Origin of the sequence: Gordonia sp. PDNC005, assembly GCF_016919385.1 — a bacterium.
GTDB lineage: Bacteria > Actinomycetota > Actinomycetes > Mycobacteriales > Mycobacteriaceae > Gordonia.
On sequence record NZ_CP070351.1, the window covers coordinates 2,537,978 to 2,557,852 of the forward strand.

A 19,875-nucleotide genomic window follows, 5' to 3' on the forward strand; every position below is an offset into this window, starting at 1 on the left:
GGTCCGGTCCTATTCGGTGTCGACGGTCGCGACGACGTCGCCGGGAGCGAGGGTTGCGCCGTCGTCGACGGCGAACGAGGCAAGCGTTCCACTCGCGCCCGCCTTGACCTCGCTGAACTGCTTCATGATCTCGACGAGACCGATGGTGGTGTCCGCGGTGACCGGATCGCCCTCATTGAGGAAGGCGGGCTCGCCGGGGGCCGGGGAACGGTAGAAGACACCGGGGAGCGGTGAAGCGACGTTGTGCTGCGCCATGATGAACGCCTTTCGAGAAATGGAGAGTGGGGGCTGTGGCGACCAGACCGTCAAGCGGCCAGTTTCAACTCTGTCAGGACCTCGCGGACCGTGGTCGCGATCTCGACGGCGTTCGGAGTGTCCGAGTGGACGCAGACCGAATCGACGCGGATCGGGAACTCCGTGCCGTCGTCGGCGATGGCGACGCCGTCGCGGAGTGCACGGACTGCGCGCTCGCGCGCCTCGTCCACCGGAGTGGCGTGCGGGCGGCGGGCGACGATCAGCGAGCCGTCGTTGCGGTACTTGAGGTCGACGTAGAACTCAGCGACAAACGGCACGCCGAGCTTGTCCGCTGCCTTCTCGTGCTCTGAATTCGGGATGCCGAAGATCGGGACGCCGTAGTCCGCGGCGACCACCGCGATCGCCTCTGCCATCTCCGGATCTCGCGACGACATTCCGTACAGCGAGCCGTGCGGCTTGATGTGATCCAGTTCTGCGCCTTCCGCCTTGAGGAATGCGACGAGGGCACCAGTCTGGTATCGCACGATGTCAGCGGCCTCGTCCGGGAACAGCTTCATCTCACGACGGCCGAACCCGACAAGGTCCGGGAGGCCCGGATGCGACCCGATCGTCACGCCTCCGGTCAGGACGTTGACGACCGTCTCGTGCATACCGACCGGATCTCCGGCGTGGAACCCACAGGCGATGTTGACGGTGTCGACAAGTGGGATGAGCGCATCGTCGTTGCCGAACGAGTGAATGCCGAAGTTCTCACCCATGTCGGAGTTGAGAGAGACCATGATTTCCTGCCTTTGCGTGTGTGAATCGTTGGTTGAACGGCGGCGCCGTACCCGGCGCCCGGCCCGACTACTCCGGGTCGTTCTCGTATTCGTAGAAGTCGGTGAAGAGCTTTCCGTTGCGCCCCCAGTCCTCGCGGGCCACGTCGGTGAAGATGAACTGAATCGTCTCGGTCTTGCACTTGGCGATGCGAGCGATCTCGGGAGTCAGGACCTCGACCATCTCGCGCTTCTGCTCGAGGGTGCGGCCGGGGAACCAGTCGATGCGGACGAACGGCACAATTGCCTCCTGTTGTCGGGGATGTTCTGCAGGTGGGGACGTCACGAGTGAGCGACCTTGGGGTCGTCGCCCGTCGGGTCGACGTAGATCTCTTCGCCGCGAACCTCGACCGGGAATTTCGCGAGCTCGGCATGAGTGGGATTGAGGCCCTTGCACGTTGTGAGGTCGAACTGCCAGAGGTGCAGCCTGCAGGTCAGTTTCTCGCCGTCGAGTTCACCTTCGACCAGCTCCACCTGCTGGTGCGGACAGATCGCCTGGGTGGCGACCACCTCGCCGCCGTCGAGGACGACGATCAGGATCTCCTTGCCGCCGACGGTGAACGACTCCATGTCGCCCTCCCACAGGTCGTCGAGCGTGGTGACGAGTTCGAATGCCATTGGTCTTGTTCCTAAAAGAATCGGTCGTAGTGAATGTTGTCGGTGGAGAGTCCGAGGTCGAGGACGAGCTTGCGGACCACCGCGTCGGTCATCATCGGAGGGCCGGCGACGTAGACGTCTCGCTCTGCGAGATCGTCGACCGACTCGGCGTCGATGAGCGAATGGATGAAACCGCGTGCACCCGTCCAGTCGTCGTCGAGTTCCATGGAGACTGCTTCGACCAGCTCGATGTCGGCGACACGTTCGCGGACCTCGTCGACGAATTCGATGGCACACATGTCTGCTGCGGTTCGTCCGCCGTAGTAGAACGAGACTCGTCGGCCTGCCGCGTCCGCACGTTCAGCGAGACCGCGCACCACCGAGACAATCGGCGCCAGTCCGGATCCGCCGGCGACGACGAGGATGTCTCGCCCGGTGTCCTTCAGGTACGCGTGGCCGTATGGCCCGTCGATCACGACTTCGTCACCGACCTTCAGTTCGTCGACGACGAGCGGCGACACCGCGCCTCCCGGCACTCGCTTGATCTGGAACTGCCATCGACCTTCGCTGTTCGGAAGGTTCGACATCGAGTAGGCGCGTTCAAGGGTGCGTGGCGAGCCTTCACGCGATCCGTGGTGGATGGGTGCACCGGCGACGGACAACATCGCGAACTGACCGGGGAGGAAATCGGCTGGACCGGAGGCGGTCAACGTCACCTCACGCAGGTCGTGCGTGAGGTGACGGACCTCGGCCACCGTTCCGACCCGGAGGTCGGGAGTGGACTGCTTCTCGAACCACGCTTCGCCGGACTGCAGTGAGATCGTGCAGTCCGTGAGCGGAATCGACTGGCAGGCGAGCATCTTGCCCTTGCGCTTGTCGCGAGGCGAGAGCCCACCCGCGTCCGGATCCAGCTGGTGCACCTCGCCCTCGGCGAGGGTGAACTTGCATGTTCCGCAGCCGCCGCTGTTGCACTCGTACGTGGCGGCGACGCCGGCCCGGAGGGCGGCGCGGAGCAGCGTGTCGTCGTCGCGGCAGACGAACCTCCGACCGTCGTCAGTGGTTACGTCGTGGGTCGATAGCGTCGTGGCGCCTCCTTCCGGACCGGTCATGTCAGCTCCCCAGTGGGAGCTGTGCGCGGAACGCGGCCGCGGCGGCGATGGCGCGCGCGGAGGCGTCCGGGTTGTCCGGCAGCTCCGAGCAGAACGCGTCGATCGCGGCGTCGCCGAGCGGCACCCAACGATCGAGCCAGCCCTTGATGACGGGTACGTTGCTCGGGTTCTGCGCCATGTGGCCGATCAGCTCGGTGGTCCAACGCCTCGAACGGTCGCTGTCACGCAGTCCCGCCTCGGCGACGAGCGCGAACAGTGTGTCGTTCTGGCGGCGGGCGCTGACGGCCTGCGCCCGGAAGAACGCCTCGTCGATCGCTGGCTTGGCGACGACATTGAGGGCGACGAACGCCTCGGCCCAGTCCCGGGTGGCGAGGATGCACTCCATGAGCTCGCGGAAACGCTGCCACGCGGGATCCTCCTCCCAGATCTGCCGCTCGTTCTCGCCGAGGCCGACCGACGGATGGCTCTTGGCCATTTCCGCGGTGCGGTATGCGATGTGAGAGAGCAGGCGCAGTTGGTCTGCGGACTGGAACGCCGCGCAGTTGGCGATGGTCGACGCCTGCGCCATGTGGACGAGGTAGGCCGAGGCCATTTGCACCGTGTGCAGCAGATAGCGACCGGGTGCGTACAGCCGGGCCAGCGACGCGACCCATTCGCCGCCGAGGCCCTCGTCGTGGCCCTCCAGGTTGTGCTGGTCGAACAAGCCCTCGACGTAGGTCTCCTGACCGTCCTGGAGGATGTTGTAGGTGCGATAGACCAGCTCGTCGGGGTCCCGGAAGGCGTCCCAGTCCTCGTGAGTGATCGGCGAGCCGTTCCGGTACTTGCGGTACCAGTCGGCCATGAAGCCCTCGTGGTCGACGTCCCACGGCTGCTCCTGGTCACGGGTGTGCCAGAGAAGCTTGGTCGAGACGATCTCGTACTCGGAGGGGCGGCGCCGGCGCTTCGCGAGGTGATCCCAGGTCTTCTGGGGGCGGAGTGCGTTAGGTGTGCTCATGGGTGGATTCCTCAGGTCTGGCTCACGCGCGGTGAGCGAGGTAGAAGCGGATCTGCTCGGTGCCGGTCTCGATGCGTCCGACGAAGGAGGGCATGCTCACTTCGAGTTCACGCATGAGGAAGGGGCGACCGAGCTCCTCCTCGATGGTCTGGCGGCGGAGAATGCACTCTCCTCCGTCGACCTCGACCCGGACGTAGGAGCCGCGGTTGCGGATGTCGACGCGCTGGCCGTCGTTGTCGATCACCGCCGCCGATGCGACGGCGTCGGCGATCTCGCCGGCCTGGACGACGGGTCCGACGGGGTCGGTGATGGTCCCGGTTGTGTCGGTCATGTGCTCATGCCTCGCTGTAGTAGAACTCGACGGTGTCGGTGGGCTCGAGGCCGGTGTCGGCGAGGATCATCGTCCGCGGGAAGGGCTCGCTCGCTCCCTGCTTTCGGGCTCGAATCACCTTGCCGGGCTGGTCAGGGACGTGGACGCCGACGGAGTGCTCGGCTGCCGCGATCGCGACCTCGTCCATCGTGTTCTCCGTGTCGACCGGGACCAGTTTGAGGACGAAATCGCCGTGAAAGTGCGAAGAGATCGGGAAGAGTGCCATATCGAATGCTCCTTGTCTGGTCGCGGCTCAGCCGGCGAGTTCGATCTTGCGGTAGGCGTCGAGCCACGCGTAGTTGTGAACGTCGTCGCCGCCGGGGCCGATCACACCGAGACCCATGTACTCGAGGACGCCGTCGAGATTGGCCGGCTGGATGTCGCCACCGAGGAACCTGTCGATGAGGTTCTTGTGGTGGCGGTACCGCTCGGGGTTCTGTTGGAAGATCCACTTGTCTACCTCGGAGGCGAAGTGGTACTTGCGGTCACCGTGCACGATGCTGATGTCCTTGAGCGTCTTGCCCGGAGTGCCGACGATCGGGAGCTGCGACAGGTTGCAGACCATCGGCAGGGTTCCGGGGACGGTCTTGTCCATCCGGCCGTTGACCATGTTGTCGATGATCACGTCCCACACCTTGCCGAAGGTGTCGTTCCATCCGGGGTACTTCTCCTCGAGCCAGTCGCGCTCCTCCGGGCTCACGCCCGCGGCCGGGTCCCACCACAGCGTCGGACGCCACGAGTAGGTGCCGAGGTGCTGGCCGTGATGGTGCTCGTCGAGATCCGCCATGAAGATGTCCCAGTACCAGGGCTTCTCCAGGCCGAGGTCCTCGATCGACTTGATGAACTGGGTGACGATCCACTCCTCCATGAACTCCTTGAATGAGCTCTCACGGACGTCGAGCGGGACGTAGTAGTCCATGGGGATGCCGGAGAGGATGGTGAACAGTCGATACGACCGCCAGAACGAGACGTCGATGTGGTTCTGCGCCTTGTCCTTCTGTCCGTTCTCGATCAGCATCTGGAGCAACGGGGTGCCGAGCTGGGCGTGACGGGCCTCGTCGGACTGGATGGACTGGATCAGCTTCGAGAAGGTGAAGTCGCCTGCATTGGCGGCGTCACCGGACAGACCGATGAACTGCAGGTTGGTGAATCCGGTTTCGAAAGCGAAGTTGGCATAAATCGACGTCTCGACGGAGTCCCGAGTCATCATGATGTCGTCGAAATAGTGACGGGCGCCGAGTGCGACCCAGTTGTTCGACCACATCGTCTGATGCGACCACTCGAACTGGCGGTCCTTGTTGATGTACTCATGGGGGAAGTAGAGCTGGATCTGGCCGTGGCGCATCTCGTCGAGCATCCCGAAGGTCGCCATGTTGCGCATGCCGGGTGCCTTGTTCCACCTCGCGAACCGGGACTCCTGCAAGGCGGCGCCGTACTCGACCAACGCCACTGCCGCGTAGTGCTCTTTGAGAATCGAGATCCAGCCCGGGTCGGCCTTGTTGTAGAGGTCGGACCGTTCGAGGGCCGCCTTCACCGAGTAGGCGCCCTCATCCTTCTGCCGCTGGACGTCGACGTACTCGCGGAACGAGACCTTGTAGGGCTCGTCGTAGGCGGCCCACACGTCGTCGGGGAGGCCTACGCCGCCGCTGTGCTCCGGCGGGAAGAGCTCGTCCATCGTTATGTACGTGGGCGTCCATTCGGTCGCGCGTGCGAGGTCGTACCACTCGCTGCGTTCGAGCAGTGCCATCTGAAATCGCCTTTCATTGCAGGGCTGAAGCGCGGCGGGACACCGGCTCCGGTTGGGTGATCGTGTGTGAGAGGGGGTCAGCTGCCGTGGAACGACCCGAGCGGGCCTTCGCCGCCGGGATAGCAGAAGGTGATGTCCGGCGAGTAGAAGCCGAACGTCACGTCGAGGGGATCGGCGGGGCGGAGCGCGTAGACGTCGTGATCGGGGTCGAGGAACTCGAGGGATTCGACGACGAAGCCGCCTCGACTGTCCATCACGAAGGGGTAGCGCCCGCTCACGAACTCGGAGGTCTTCGGGTCACGGGTGATGTAGCGGAGCTGACCGGTGCCGCGGACGAGTGGCGAGTCGTCGACGCGGGCGACTGTCCGGATGATGGGCTTGCCGTCGACGCTCGTCGTGGCGATCACCTTGTTGTCGGCGGTCACCTCGATCGCAGTGCTGCCGCCGACGGTCGCCGGGACGCCGCGCTCTGCTGCGTACCGGACCATGGGCTCGGAACTGTTGAAGTAGTGCGTCCACCAGCGCGCCGGTGTGCCGGCTTCGGTGTCGAGACCGGCGAGGTCGACGCCGAGGTAGGTGAGCGAATACGCTCCGAACCCGTCAACGACCTCGGCTCCGTTCGACGTCTGGTTCGCCGTCGGAACCAGGTACTGGTTCATGTAGACCGCGAAGTCCGCGCGAGGCGACAGTCCGTCGGGAACGAGTGCCGCAACTGCGTCGGTGTCCTCCGGGATCCACACCAGGTACAGCATCTCGCTGTTCGCGATCAGCTGCGGTGCGTGCAGTGCGCTCGTTGCTGTCATTGATCACTCCATCTCGTGAGTCACATCTCTTGAGGACTAATGATGTGAGTCATGACACGAGAATGGAGTGCGCATGTTGGCGAGAATCACGAGACGAGTTGTACAACTCGGCGAAGCCACTGGTGAAGTGGTTCCCCGCGCACCACACGAGGCCGGAAAGTGGCCTTCGTTGCGCTTCTGTCAGGCGCGGCGATGCCCGCCGGCTCGCCTGCTGCGGCGTGCGAAGTAGCGTCCGTCGTCGTACGACAGCGAGATGTTCTGCCGGAAAGTCGTCGACAGGTTCTCCGCGGTCAGGGTGTCCTCAATGGCGCCCTGTGCGACGACACCTCCCTCGGAGAGCATCAGCACATTGGTGAAGCCCGGGGGGATCTCTTCGACGTGGTGGGTGATCAGCACCATGGCGGGCGAGTCGGGGTCGGCAGCGAGCGTTCCCAGCCGGTCGACGAGCTCCTCGCGCCCGCCGAGGTCGAGGCCCGCCGCAGGCTCGTCGAGAAGTAGCAGTTCGGGGTCGGTCATCAGACCACGCGCGATGAGGACACGTTTGCGCTCGCCTTCGCTCAGCGTCCCGAAGGTGCGGTCGGCGAGATGCTCGGCGCCCATGGACTCCAGGATGTCCGCGGCCTGCGCGCGATCCATCGGGTCGTACTCCTCACGCCATCGCCCCAGGACGGCGTATCCGGCGGAGATCACCAGGTCCGACACCTTCTCGTCTGCCGGGACGCGGCCGGCGAACGCCGAACTGACGAGTCCGATCCGGGTGCTGAGCTCCCGGATGTCGGTGCGGCCCAGTTTCTCGCCGACCACGAACGCATCACCGGTGGTCGGGTGGTCGAGCGCTGCGGCCATCCGCAGCAGGGACGTCTTACCGGCGCCGTTCGGCCCGATGATCACCCACCGCTCGTCCAATTCCACTCGCCAGTCGACGGGGCCCACGAGAGTCTTCCCGCTCCGCACCATCGACACGTCGTGGAACTCGATGAGCAGGTCGGGATCAGCGATGCGTTCAGTCACGCCTCCATGGTGCACGATCGACGTCGCCCGTCCGGCGACGGGGAATATTTCAGTTGTCGGTGTCGCTGCAACCAAGCGTGACCGACTCCCCCGCACTCACCGTTCCGCTGTCCCTCCTCGACCTCGCACAGGTGGGGCCGGGTGAGACCGTCGCCGAGTCCCTCGCCCATTCGCTGAACCTCGCCCAGTACGCTGACCAGCACGGATACTCCCGCCTCTGGTACGCGGAGCACCACAACATGCCGGCCATCGCATCCGCCGCTCCGGCGGTTCTCATCGCCCACATGGCAGCCCACACGTCCCGCATCAGGCTCGGCGCGGGAGGAGTCATGCTTCCGAATCACTCGCCTCTGGCGATCGCCGAACAGTACGGCACCCTCGCCGAGCTGCACCCCGGCCGGATCGACCTGGGCCTCGGGCGTGCGCCTGGCGGCGACCAGGCCGTCTTCCATGCCCTTCGCCGCAGTCCGGCCGCGTCCGAGCACTTCCCCGGCGACGTGGTCGAACTCCTCCGGTACTTCTCGGGCGTCGGTGTCGACGGAGTACGCGCCACGCCGGGCAGCAACACGAACGTTCCGCTGTACATTCTCGGTTCGTCGCTGTTCGGCGCCCAGCTCGCGGCAGCCGTCGGGCTTCCGTTCGCGTTCGCGTCCCATTTCGCACCGCAAGCGCTCGAACGCGCCGTCGACATCTACCTGCGCGACTTCCGACCCGCCGAACTCCCCGACGGTGGACAGTCCGAACCGTACGTGATGGCCGCCGCGACGGTCATCGCAGACGACGACCCCGACCGGGCTTCCGCCCAACTTCACAACGCGAAGGTCCAGCGCGTCCGGCTGCTGTTCAACCGCGGACGCAATCTGACGAACGCCGAAGCCGAGATGCTCCTCGACGGCCCGCAGGGCGCTCAGGTCGACGAGATGCTCCGCTACGCCGCCGTCGGCACCCCGGGACAGGTTCGTGAGCAGTTGGCGGCGTTCGCCGCTCACGCGCGCGCCGACGAGCTGATCCTCGCCCCGCTGGCAAGCGACCGCGACGTCTGGCTCGGCACGGTCAAGCACCTCGCCCCTATCCCGTGAGACCGCGGGCAGAGGGAGGGTCAGTCGATCCTGGCTCGTTCGGCGATGACGGTCATCGAACCGGGCTCCACTTCGGTGAACCCGGCGTCGCGGACCGCGGCGACAGCGCCGCGTTCGGCTGCGGCGACAAGTGCTGCCCAGCGTTCGGCCGACGCGAGTCGCACGTCCAGCGGACATCCGGCGGTGTACCAGGTCTGCGCTTCGTCGAGCGAGAACAGCGCGACACCGAGCATCGATGCGTGCCCCACCTGCGCCGCGGCCTTCCCGACCGTCATGTCCAGGCCGGGGTTGATCCACAGGCAGAGTCCTTCGCCGCCGCCTGACGGATCACCGGACAACAGCTCTCCGTCGACGTCGGTCCCGCCGATCTGCAACTTCTTCACCCGGGGATCAACGTCGCCGACGCGTCCCGGAACAAATGCCCTCGCCTCACACCCGTCGTGTTCCGCTGTGACGCCCCAGAGTCCTTGAACATCGGACCACTGCTTGCCGCGGGCTCGCCGAGCGATCTTTCGGATGCGCGCATCGCACCAGGCGTCGAGGCCCGGCGCCCACAGGCCGTCCGCCTCGGCGCGCTCGTCGAGGCAGAGGAGGACCACCGCCCGGGCAGCGGCGACGAGCAGGCCGTGACGATTCGGCGGGTCGGACTTCTCGATGCGCAGCACCATGCCCATCGCGAGGACGTCGGCCGGATCCTCCGGATCGGTGCCGCCGCCGCCGACGTAGCCGACGAGGCGGTCGTAGACGTCGGAGAACACCGACTACGACTCCAGCGGCACGCGACGCAGCGTGCCGTCTTCGATGTCGGCGGCTTCGATCTCGTCGCGCGTCACCCCCAGCATGAACAGGACCGCATCCAGGAACGGGTGATCGAGCGTCGTGTCGGCGACCTCCCGCAGCGCAGGCTTGGCATTGAAGGCTATGCCGAGACCCGCGGCAGCGAGCATGTCGATGTCGTTCGCACCGTCGCCGACGGCGATCGTCTGCTCCATCGGCACACCCACCTGGTCGGCGAACGCGCGCAACGCGCGTGCCTTCCCGGGCCGGTCCACGACCTCGTCGATGACCCGACCGGTCAACACGCCGTCGACGATCTCCAGGGTGTTGGCGCGGACGAAGTCGAGCTCGAGATCTCGCGCAAGCGGTTCGATCACCTGACGGAAGCCGCCGGAGACCACACCGCAGTGGTACCCGAGGCGATGCAGGGTACGAATCGTCGTGCGGGCGCCCGGGGTCAGCTCCAGCGCCGCCGCGACACGGTCGATGACCTCGGCGTCGAGACCTTCCAGTGCCTTGACCCGTTCATGCAGGGACTCGGCGAAGTCGAGTTCACCGCGCATCGCGGCCTCGGTCACCGCCGCGACCTCGGCTTCGCGGCCCGCCTCGGCTGCCAGCATCTCGATCACCTCACCCTGGATCAGAGTGGAGTCGACGTCGAACACGATGACCCGCTTGGCGCGACGCGCCAGCCCGCCACGTTCAACCGCGATGTCGATGGGGAACCGCGTCGCGACGGTCACCAGCCCCGCCCGCAACGCGGTATCGGCGGCTTCGTCCTCCCCGACGGTCACCATCAGTTCCAGGCCGGTCAGCGGGTAGTCCGCGATGCCCCGAATGGAGTCGATGTTGCCGCCGCAGCCAGCTACCTCGGCGGCGACGGCCTGGAACGACTCCGCCGACACCGGCTGGCCGAGGATCACGATCGCGTGTGTCGACGGGCGATGCCCGTTCGACGTGGCGTCCACGGCGAGTTCAACAGACATCCCGCGTGAGTGCATGGGCAGATCCACGGCGTCGAGGACAGCGGCCGCAGAGCCGGTTGTCGAAACCAGAACACCGAGGGTCAGGTGGTTGTGGATGACCACCTGTTCGACGTCCAACAGGTCGACGCCGACACCGGCGAGCGCACCCATCAACGACGACGTCACGCCCGGCCGATCCGGCCCGCTGACGGTGAGGAGGATGGTCCGCTTGGTCTGCACAGTGTCCACGCAAGAATTATGAAGGCTCGTCTCCCGACATGCCGCATCGGGCCGCCTACTCGGGTGCCGGGCTTGATCTCGCGGCACCTCCAGCCCGACCGACCTCCTACGGAGCCTGAGACACCGCAAGGCCCGTCCGAGGATCTCGGACGGGCCTTGCGGTCAGATCTGGTGCGTCAGTGCGCGTCGTGCTTGTCGCTGCCCCAACCCACATGGGCTTCGGCGCGCATGCGCTCCACCATGTGCGGGTAGTGCAGTTCGAATGCCGGGCGCTCCGAGCGGATGCGCGGCAGTTCGGTGAAGTTGTGGCGCGGCGGCGGGCAGCTGGTGGCCCACTCGAGCGAGTTGCCGAAGCCCCACGGGTCGTCGACGGTCACGACCTCGCCGTAGCGGTAGCTCTTGAAGACGTTCCACAAGAACGGCAGCGTCGACAGGCCGAGGACCAGGGCGCCCGCGGTGGACACCATGTTCAGCTCGGTGAATCCGTCCGACGGCAGGTAGTCGGCGTAACGACGCGGCATGCCCTCGTTGCCCAACCAGTGCTGCACGAGGAAGGTCAGGTGGAAGCCGATGAACGTCAGCCAGAAGTGCCACTTGCCGAGCGTCTCGTCGAGCAGACGGCCCGTCATCTTCGGGAACCAGAAGTAGATGCCGGCGTAGGTGGCGAACACGATGGTGCCGAAGAGCACGTAGTGGAAGTGCGCGACCACGAAGTACGAGTCGGACACGTGGAAGTCGATCGGCGGTGCTGCGAGCAGGACACCCGTGAGGCCACCGAAGAGGAACGTCACGATGAAGCCGATCGAGAACAGCATCGGCGTCTCGAACGTTATGCGGCCCTTCCACATCGTTCCGATCCAGTTGAAGAACTTCACACCGGTCGGGACCGCGATGAGGAACGTCATGAACGAGAAGAACGGCAGCAGGACCGAGCCGGTCACGTACATGTGGTGAGCCCACACCGCGACGGACAGAGCGGCGATGGCGAGCGTCGCGTAGACCAGGCCCGAGTAGCCGAACAGCGGCTTCCGCGAGAAGACCGGGAACACCTCGGACACGATGCCGAAGAACGGCAGTGCGATGACGTACACCTCGGGGTGACCGAAGAACCAGAACAGGTGCTGCCACAGGATGACGCCGCCGTTGGCCGGGTCGTACAGGTGCGCGCCGAACTGGCGGTCCACCTCGAGGCCCATGAGCGCTGCGGTGAGCAGCGGGAAGATCAGCAGGATCAGGACGCTGGTGACCAAGATGTTCCAGGTGAAGATCGGCATGCGGAACATGGTCATGCCCGGTGCGCGAAGGCACACGACGGTGGTGATCATGTTGACGGCGCCGAGGATGGTGCCCAGACCTGCCACACCGAGGCCCATGATCCAGAGGTCGGCGCCGACGCCGGGCGAGTGGACCATGTCGGTCAGCGGCGTGTACGCCGTCCAACCGAAGTCCGCTGCGCCACCCGGGGTAAGGAAGCCGCCGAGTGCGATCAGGTTGCCGAACAGGAACAGCCAGTAGCCCAGCGAGTTCAGGCGCGGGAATGCGACGTCGGGCGAGCCGATCTGAAGCGGGAGGACGAAGTTGGCGAAGCCGATGACGATCGGCGTCGCGTACATCAGCAGCATCACGGTGCCGTGCATCGTGAAGAGCTGGTTGAACTGCTCATTCGACAGGAACTGAAGTCCCGGATGAGCAAGCTCGGCACGCATCAGAAGCGCCATCAGCCCGCCGACGAGGAAGAAGGCGAAACAGGTGACTATGTACATCTGACCGATCAGCTTGTGATCGGTGGTGGTGATGAGCTTGTAGAAGAAAGAGCCCTTGGGCTGGTAACGCTCCGGGTAGGGGCGCTGGGCCTCCACCTGAGTCGTCGGCTGATCTACCGCGGTCACAGATTCCTCCTCGTGAGCACCATCGTCCTAGGTTCCCCGTCTGGGGTTTCCCGGTCGGCTGGCACTGGACCTTCGTCCGTCCTAACTGCTGTGGCGCCGACCGAAGACAGCGCGCTGCACAACTGATCGTAGACCAGACTCCGCCCCAATTCCGACTGGGTCCTACGAACTGTCGTAATGCGGTCCTACGAACTGTCGTATTACCTCAGTCTCAGTGCGCGCCATGCCTGGTCGTCCGGGCGGCGGGTCGACGCAGCGGTGCTAGCGTAGGCGCGTGCGTACAGACCTTCGACGACTCTTCTCCGGCCGCCGCGCCGTCGCCGTCGCGTGTGCCGTCGCCCTTGTCGCGGGCACGGCGGCGTGCAGTTCCGACGACGACCTTCTGCGCACCCCCGACGGCTCAGTCATCTCGACGACGACCACCCGTTTCGCGGAGGTCAACATCGTCAACCCGGGCCGCGACTACTCACGCACCTGCCTCGCTCCCACACCGGTCGACGCGGGCAAACCCGACGCCAAGCGCATCGTGGTCACCGATCCCACTCTCCTCGACGCACTCTGCGCTCTCGGACTCGCGCCGCAGGTGCGTGCGATCGCCGGGCAGGCGGGCTCGGTCCCGGAGTACCTCGGCCCCGCGCTCGCCGCCGTCCCGACGATCGGCGACACTCCGACGGCAGATCAGGTGACTGCGGCCAAGCCCGACCTCGTCCTCTCCACCCCGGAGACCGCGGCACGCGCCGACGTCATGCGGTCGACCGGCGCACTCGGAAAGGCACGTGTCGTATCCGTCGACACCGATGCCGATTGGCGGACGTCGTTCCTCGCCGTCGCCGCGGCCACCGGGCGCTCGGCGGCAGGCAAGACCCGAATCGACGAATTCGTCGCCGAGGCCACCCGAGTGGGCCGTGTCATGGACGCCGCGCACTCACAGGTGTCACTCGTCCGATTCACCCCCGACGACACTCTGATCGAGGGAACGTCGTCATTCGGCGCCCAGATCATGGCGATCGTCGGCGTCGGCCGCCCCGCCGCACAACGCACACCCGAGACCGTCGCCGCGACGGACGCCAACTTCACCGACGCCGACGCCGACCTGATCCTGGTGAGCTACCAGGGCGACGGCGGACGGGACCGCGGAGAGGACGTTCTGTTGTCGGACCAATGGCTCGACATGGGTGCGCCCACGTGGAAGCGCGTGAAGTCGGTCGACGACGGCATCTGGCACACCGATCCCGGCCTCGCCTCGGCATGGCTGGTCCTCAACGACCTCAAGGATTGCTTGAACAGCAGTTCCGCCGAGAACTGATTGTCGTACCCGGCGGGTAGAACTGTGTCCGTGAACGTCCCGCCTCTCCGAGTCCTGTGGCGACCGGGGCTCGGCCTGGCGGTATGGCCATGGCGACCCGACGCCGATCCCACCGGCTCTGCCGAGCCACCGTCGCCCGGTTCCGTGTTCGACGACGAGGTCGACCTCCCGTCGTCGCTGGCCGATCTCCTCGGTGGAAGGGTCCTGCGCCACACCATCGAACTGCGGTCGCCGGGCGGTGCCCGTACGTTCACATCCACCACTGCCGTGGGGGTGCCGACGGCAGTGCAGCTCCTCGACCGCTTCGATCACCTGCCCACCGGTGGTGACACGGCGTTCTACCGATACGTTCTCGCGGGTGTTCGGGCCGTCGTCGACGCAGGCGCCGTCGCCCCCGGTGTCGTGGACGTCGCCGGACAACCCGAGGTGAGGTGGCTTCCACTTCCCACCACTGCGTGGCGAGCGTGGCTCAACGTCGTTCACGGCAGCGCGCCGCCTGCGATCACCGAGAACGGCGGCAGTGCCGCGATCACCGACTTCGCCGCCGAGATCCTCGACTTCGAGGTCCGGAATCGGATCACCCATCGCGTGACGTCGCACGTGGACCTGATCGCCGGTCTCGCCGCTCCGTCGCCGGTGCCGGTGGCCGCGCCGCCCGGCGCGCGTGGCGCGTGGAACGACTGGCTGTCGACAGTCGGTCCGGAGACTGCGACTCTTGTCCTGCGCCTCAACGAACCGCCGGATGATCCTGATTCTCTGCACAGGGACGACCGGAGCTCGGAGAGTGCGAGTGCCAGGTGGCGGCTCGAGGTGTGCCGACACGATGCCACGGGCGATGTGGTGCCGGTGATCCCGCACCGCATCGATCCGCACGATCTCGAGGCGATCACCGGCGACCTGGCGTCGACTGTCCGAGCGTTCGGCGAGCTGGCGCGTGCCGAGACCGACCCGCACAGCCTCGACTTCCTCCTCGACACGGCGACAGTCGAGGAACTGTTCGCGCACGGCGCCACCGCGATCGCCGACGAGGGAGTCACCGTGCTGCTGCCGCGGACCATCGCGACGGTCTCCCCCAGTCTGTCCCTCGGCGCCGGGGCCGCGCCAGACGGTGGAAGCAGGCCGGGATTCGTCGGCCTCGACGAGATCTCGGACTTCGAATGGCGACTCGCTCTGGGCGACACCCCGGACTCCCCCGCGCTCACCCAGTCCGATCTGGACGAACTCGCGCAGCAGCACGGCAACCTGGTTAAGGTCCGTGGCCGGTGGCTGCGCGCGGAGGGCGCCGCCCTGACCCGGGCTGCGGCGTTTGTGGCCGCACAGAAGGCACTGTCATCCGCCGACGGGGACCCTTTGACGATGGCCGACCTGCTGAGGCTGGTCGCCGACCCCACCGACCGGGTCCCGGTCCCGGTGTCGAGCGTGAACGGACTCGGCTGGCTCGACGACGTCGCGCGCGGCGGCACCATAGTCCCGGAACCCGTGACGCCGCCGCCCACGCTTCACGCCTCCCTCCGCCCGTACCAACAGCTCGGGCTCGACTGGATGGTGTCGCTCGGCCGAATCGGCGCGGGCGCAGTCCTTGCCGACGACATGGGTCTCGGCAAAACCGTGCAGGTGATCGCCCTGCTCACGACCATGCGGGCCGACGAACCCGGGCGTCAACCTGCTCTGGTCGTGTGCCCGATGTCCGTGATCGGCAACTGGCAGCGCGAGCTCGCGACGTTCGCGCCGGGCCTCCGCGTGATCGTCCACCACGGAACCGGCCGGTCGGTCGACGTGATCTCCACCGGCGACATCGACGTTGTGCTGACCACCTTCGCCACGCTGGCTCGCGACCGCGCCGGTCTCGCCGGGCTGCAGTGGAGCGAACTCGTCGTCGACGAAGCTCAGCACGTGAAGAACGTTCACACTGCCGCGGCGAGAGCACTGCGTGCGATCCCGGCCCGGCTCCGAATCGCGCTCACAGGCACTCCTGTCGAGAACCGGTTGGAGGACCTCCGAGCCGTCATCGATCTGGTGAACCCGGGGATGCTGGGGTCGGCGTCGGTGTTCCGGGCACGCTTCGCCGAACCCATCGAACGCGATCGGGATGCCGACGCGCTGCGCAGACTCACGGCTCTGACCGCGCCCTTCATCCTTCGGCGCACCAAGACGGATCCCGCTGTCGCACCAGACCTTCCGGAGAAGACGGAACTGACGGTCCGTACCAATCTGACAACCGAGCAGGCCGGCCTGTACCAGGCCGTCCTGAACGATCTGCACGAGGCGCTCGGCGACCCGAATCACAAGGGCGAGTTCCGGCGCCGCAGTGTCCTCGCGGCCCTGACCAGGCTCAAGCAGATCTGCAATCACCCGGCGCATTACCTCGCCGACGGGTCTGCACTGCTACGCAGGCGCAGACACCGGTCGGGCAAAGTGGAGCTGCTGATCGACATCCTGACCACGTTGATCGCCGAAGGCGACCGTGCGCTGGTGTTCACCCAGTTCGCGGCGTTCGCCGAGCTCCTCAACGAGTGGCTGACGCCGATCCTCGGCGTCGACGTGCCGGTACTGCATGGGGGACGATCTCGCCGTGACCGCGACACGATGGTCTCCGACTTCCAGTCGGCTGACGGGCCTCCGGTCCTGATCGCCACGCTCAAGGCCGGCGGCACCGGACTCAACCTCGTCGGCGCGAACCACGTGATCCATGCCGACAGGTGGTGGAATCCAGCTGTCGAGGACCAAGCGACCGACCGTGCATACCGAATCGGGCAGACGAAGAACGTGCAGGTCAGGAAGTTCGTGTGCGTTGGAACTCTGGAGGAGCGCATCGATGAGATGGTCACAGCGAAGCGCGAGCTTTCCCAGTTGACGGTCTCCACCGGCGAGAACTGGCTGAGCGACCTCGACGACGACGCTCTGTTCGACCTGCTCGCCCTGCGCGACGAGGCGGTCGGCGAATGACCGGGCGGGCGCGCCGCGCGCCGGTCCGCGGGTACGGCATCAGCCGGTGGGGCCGGGCGTTTGTCGACGCTGTCGAGGCCGGGACGGACCATCGCCATGTGACCGGTGCGCGTCGCTACTTCCGAGATCGCCACGTCGACGGCATGCGGATCGTCCCCGGCCGGGTCACATCGTCGGTGCGCGGCAGTCAGCTCGACCCGTTCGACGTGATACTGACATGTCGAACTGTCGACGCCGACACCGTCGTCGCCCTGCTCCGGGCACAAGGGGCGGTCGACGATCTCCTCGCGCTGGCGCGAGGCGAGCAACCACCGGGGCTCGGCGGTCTGATCGCGCCGACCGAGTCGGCCGACGTCGAATCGAGTTGTACGTGCCCTGATGAGGCGCCCCGCTGCATTCACGTACTGGCGACCGTGTTCGAGGTGGCCGCGGAGATCGACCGACGTCCCACTGCTCTGCTGCAGGTGATGGGCACCGACCTGCCCGAGCTACTCGCGTGTGCGGGTGACGAGGGCGGGCCGTCGTCCACGACCGAGCTCGCCGACGACCGCGACATGCTGCCGGAGGACTTCTACGGAGACCGGATCGTCCTGCCGCCCCCACCTCCAGTCCCTGCGGTCGACGCGCTGGCCGACCTCGATGCGGCCGTGCTCCGGAGCGCGCTGCGCGCGTCGGGTGTTCCCGCCACTCAGTTGGCCGAGGCCGTCGATGACCTCGACACCTTTTACCGTGAGCTCCGTCGACGTTCGTGACGTCCGACGTGACACGATGATCGGCGTGCCCGACGATTCAGCGCTGCACCGACTCCGGGTGCGTCTCGACCGTTCCGACGATGCGTACGCGCACGCGCTGTGGGTCGGCGGGCAGCGATCCGAACCATGGGCTGCTGCCGTCTCCGAGGCGAAGGCCGATCTCGCCGAACCCGGAGACCTGTTGGACACGGATCCCGTCGCGCTGATCTCTGCTCGTGCGCAACGCGCGATCTCCGAAACCGTTCTGGCCCAGCAGGACGCGATGCCGAGTACACCACTGCGCAGCCGTGCCGGGCATGGTGACATTCTGCTGGTGATGCGCGACGCCCTCAAAGCAACCGCAGCACTGCCGGGGCTCGTCCGTGACGAAGTCGCGCACATCTTCGCCGACCGTCCACGTGCAGTGTTGATCCGACTCGCGATCACCATCGCGATGGCGCTCGGATTTGTGGTTACGTACGAGCTGATCGGGTGGTCGAGCTACGACATGAAGTCACTGTCGATCTATCTCTTCTCGGCCGTCGCAGGCAGCGTCGTCTGTACGAATGCCCTGTGTTTCGATGCGCAGCGCGTCCGGGAGTCGTTGGCGTCGCAGCAGCCGCTATGGCGTGTCCTCGTGGTGAAAAACATCGCGATCGCGCTGATGATCGGCGTTGCGGCGATTCCCGTCGTCATCCTCATCTCGACAGGCACCGATCACCCGAACGCGGTCGTCATCATCGATCAGCTGATCGCAATGCTGTTCATCTGGCTCGGCGTCGCGAATGTGCTGTCGGTGATCTCGCCGTTGCGACGCGAACCGTTCACCGCCAGGCTAGGCGACGGTACGTGGCTGCCGTTCCTGCTGTCGTTCGGCATCTCGTACGGTGTCGGACTCACCGTGAACCTGATGATTTACTGGCGGATGTGGGCCCGCCACGCCGCGTCGAATGAGATCGTGGGGGGCGCGTGGTCGGCGTTCTTCCTGGTCCTTCTCTCATCGGTGGTGGTCTGGGTGCTGCTGACCGTTCTCGCTGTTACTTCTGCACACCATCCGATCGTCCGGCGAGTGCTCATCCGCGAGATGCGCTGACTGAGCTCCTGACATCGGTCCGATGACAAAGGTCCGCCGGCATCATGCCGACGGACCCTTGGGAGTAGACCGATCTTCAGGGGCTCAGAAGTCCCAGTCGTCGTCTTCGGTGTTGACTGCCTTGCCGATGACGTACGAGCTTCCCGAGCCTGAGAAGAAGTCGTGGTTCTCGTCGGCGTTCGGCGAGAGCGCCGACAGGATCGCCGGGTTCACGTCGGCCTCGTCCTTCGGGAACATCGCCTCGTAGCCGAGGTTCATCAACGCCTTGTTCGCGTTGTAGCGCAGGAACTTCTTGACGTCCTCGGAGAGTCCGACTTCGTCGTAGAGCGCCTCGGTGTAGTCGGTCTCGTTGTCGTACAGCTCGAAGAGCAGCTCGAACGTGTAGTCCTTGAGCTCCTGGCGACGCTCCGGTGTCTGCGTCTCGAGTCCACGCTGGTACTTGTATCCGATGTAGTAGCCGTGGACGGCCTCGTCGCGGATGATGAGGCGGATCATGTCGGCGGTGTTCGTGAGCTTGGCGCGCGAGCTCCAGTACATCGGCAGGTAGAAGCCCGAGTAGAAGAGGAACGACTCCAGGAGGGTCGACGCGATCTTCCGCTTGAGCGGATCGTCGCCTCGGTAGTAGTCCATGATGATCTGCGCCTTGCGCTGCAGATGCTCGTTCTCCTCCGACCAGCGGAACGCCTCGTCGATCTCTTTGGTGGAGCAGAGGGTGGAGAAGATCGAGCTGTAGCTCTTGGCGTGCACCGACTCCATGAACGCGATGTTCGTCATCACCGCTTCCTCGTGAGGGGTGAGGGCGTCCGGGATCAGGGAGATCGCGCCGACCGTGCCCTGGATGGTGTCGAGCAGCGTCAGACCGGTGAAGACCCGCATCGTGAGCGTCTTCTCGTAGTCGGTCAGGGTGCCCCACGAGGGGATGTCGTTCGACACCGGAACCTTCTCCGGCAGCCAGAAGTTACCGGTCAGACGGTCCCAGACCTCGGCGTCTTTGTCGTCGGTGACCCGGTTCCAGTTGATGGCCGACACGCGGCTCACCAGCTTCACGGGAGCTCCGTCGGCAGGACTGTGGGCGGACTCAGACATGGCACCTCGCGTCGTGAGAAATGTTTGGCAGGAGAACGAGGCTAACCCTACCGCTTGGGGCT

20 protein-coding genes are annotated in these 19,875 nt (G+C 65.9%); 5 read left to right on the forward strand and 15 right to left on the reverse strand.

Going from position 1 to position 19,875, the window contains the following annotated elements; genetic code table 11:
* Positions 1-9 precede the first annotated feature (9 nt).
* From JVX90_RS11995 to JVX90_RS12045, 11 genes are all read right to left on the reverse strand, one after another.
* A complete protein-coding gene (locus JVX90_RS11995) occupies positions 10-255 on the reverse strand; it encodes an acetyl-CoA carboxylase (protein ID WP_205328999.1) in 246 nt (81 codons plus the stop codon).
* Between the two features lie 50 nt (positions 256-305).
* Entirely contained in the window at positions 306-1,034 is a 729-nt protein-coding gene (locus tag JVX90_RS12000) for a 5-oxoprolinase subunit PxpA (protein WP_240193877.1), read from the reverse strand.
* Between the two features lie 67 nt (positions 1,035-1,101).
* Positions 1,102-1,311: a tautomerase family protein gene (locus JVX90_RS12005; protein ID WP_205329000.1), complete on the reverse strand. Its 210-nt coding sequence runs from the start codon at positions 1,309-1,311 to the stop codon at positions 1,102-1,104.
* 41 nt (positions 1,312-1,352) lie between these two features.
* Complete coding sequence (locus tag JVX90_RS12010; RefSeq protein WP_205329001.1) at positions 1,353-1,688, reverse strand: Rieske 2Fe-2S domain-containing protein; 336 nt, start codon at positions 1,686-1,688, stop codon at positions 1,353-1,355.
* An 11-nt stretch (positions 1,689-1,699) separates the two neighbouring features.
* Positions 1,700-2,776, reverse strand: coding sequence for a 2Fe-2S iron-sulfur cluster-binding protein (locus JVX90_RS12015; protein WP_205329002.1), 1,077 nt, complete (start codon positions 2,774-2,776; stop codon positions 1,700-1,702).
* A 1-nt stretch (position 2,777) separates the two neighbouring features.
* Complete coding sequence (locus JVX90_RS12020) at positions 2,778-3,770, reverse strand: aromatic/alkene monooxygenase hydroxylase subunit beta (RefSeq protein ID WP_205329003.1); 993 nt, start codon at positions 3,768-3,770, stop codon at positions 2,778-2,780.
* 22 nt (positions 3,771-3,792) lie between these two features.
* A complete protein-coding gene (locus tag JVX90_RS12025; RefSeq protein ID WP_205329004.1) occupies positions 3,793-4,101 on the reverse strand; it encodes an MmoB/DmpM family protein in 309 nt (102 codons plus the stop codon).
* A gap of 4 nt (positions 4,102-4,105) precedes the next feature.
* Complete coding sequence (locus JVX90_RS12030; protein ID WP_205329005.1) at positions 4,106-4,366, reverse strand: toluene-4-monooxygenase system B family protein; 261 nt, start codon at positions 4,364-4,366, stop codon at positions 4,106-4,108.
* A 27-nt stretch (positions 4,367-4,393) separates the two neighbouring features.
* Entirely contained in the window at positions 4,394-5,887 is a 1,494-nt protein-coding gene (locus JVX90_RS12035; RefSeq protein ID WP_205329006.1) for a YHS domain-containing protein, read from the reverse strand.
* 77 nt (positions 5,888-5,964) lie between these two features.
* Positions 5,965-6,690, reverse strand: coding sequence for a hypothetical protein (locus JVX90_RS12040; protein ID WP_205329007.1), 726 nt, complete (start codon positions 6,688-6,690; stop codon positions 5,965-5,967).
* Positions 6,691-6,870: 180 nt separating this feature from the next.
* The gene (locus JVX90_RS12045; RefSeq protein WP_008378165.1) at positions 6,871-7,701 is read right to left on the reverse strand and encodes an ABC transporter ATP-binding protein; all 831 of its coding nucleotides are present in this window, start codon (positions 7,699-7,701) and stop codon (positions 6,871-6,873) included.
* Between the two features lie 77 nt (positions 7,702-7,778).
* Here JVX90_RS12045 and JVX90_RS12050 point away from each other — a divergent pair, with 77 nt between their 5' ends.
* Entirely contained in the window at positions 7,779-8,780 is a 1,002-nt protein-coding gene (locus JVX90_RS12050) for an LLM class flavin-dependent oxidoreductase (RefSeq protein ID WP_240193878.1), read from the forward strand.
* A gap of 20 nt (positions 8,781-8,800) precedes the next feature.
* Here JVX90_RS12050 and JVX90_RS12055 read toward each other — a convergent pair whose 3' ends face one another.
* The 3 genes from JVX90_RS12055 to ctaD form a co-directional block, all read right to left on the reverse strand.
* Positions 8,801-9,538, reverse strand: coding sequence for a peptidyl-tRNA hydrolase (locus JVX90_RS12055; RefSeq protein ID WP_205329009.1), 738 nt, complete (start codon positions 9,536-9,538; stop codon positions 8,801-8,803).
* A 3-nt stretch (positions 9,539-9,541) separates the two neighbouring features.
* Positions 9,542-10,771 (reverse strand): phosphoserine phosphatase SerB, encoded by a 1,230-nt coding sequence (serB, locus tag JVX90_RS12060; protein WP_205329010.1) that lies wholly within the window; start codon positions 10,769-10,771, stop codon positions 9,542-9,544.
* Between the two features lie 167 nt (positions 10,772-10,938).
* On the reverse strand, positions 10,939-12,651 hold the full coding sequence (gene ctaD, locus JVX90_RS12065; RefSeq protein ID WP_008378173.1) for a cytochrome c oxidase subunit I: 1,713 nt from the start codon (positions 12,649-12,651) through the stop codon (positions 10,939-10,941).
* 274 nt (positions 12,652-12,925) lie between these two features.
* Between ctaD and JVX90_RS12070 the strand changes: the two genes are divergently transcribed.
* Genes JVX90_RS12070 through JVX90_RS12085 form a run of 4 tightly spaced genes read left to right on the forward strand, consistent with a single transcriptional unit; the run spans position 12,926 to position 18,727 of the window.
* A complete protein-coding gene (locus JVX90_RS12070; protein WP_205329011.1) occupies positions 12,926-13,957 on the forward strand; it encodes an ABC transporter substrate-binding protein in 1,032 nt (343 codons plus the stop codon).
* A gap of 30 nt (positions 13,958-13,987) precedes the next feature.
* Positions 13,988-16,903: a DEAD/DEAH box helicase gene (locus JVX90_RS12075; protein ID WP_205329012.1), complete on the forward strand. Its 2,916-nt coding sequence runs from the start codon at positions 13,988-13,990 to the stop codon at positions 16,901-16,903.
* Positions 16,900-17,655, forward strand: a complete 756-nt coding sequence (locus tag JVX90_RS12080) for an SWIM zinc finger family protein (protein ID WP_205329013.1) — start codon at positions 16,900-16,902, stop codon at positions 17,653-17,655. The genes JVX90_RS12075 and JVX90_RS12080 overlap by 4 nt, the downstream gene beginning before the upstream one ends.
* 16 nt (positions 17,656-17,671) lie before the next feature.
* On the forward strand, positions 17,672-18,727 hold the full coding sequence (locus JVX90_RS12085; RefSeq protein WP_205332402.1) for a hypothetical protein: 1,056 nt from the start codon (positions 17,672-17,674) through the stop codon (positions 18,725-18,727).
* A gap of 84 nt (positions 18,728-18,811) precedes the next feature.
* Here JVX90_RS12085 and nrdF read toward each other — a convergent pair whose 3' ends face one another.
* Complete coding sequence (gene nrdF / locus JVX90_RS12090; RefSeq protein ID WP_205329014.1) at positions 18,812-19,813, reverse strand: class 1b ribonucleoside-diphosphate reductase subunit beta; 1,002 nt, start codon at positions 19,811-19,813, stop codon at positions 18,812-18,814.
* Positions 19,814-19,875: the final 62 nt, after the last annotated feature.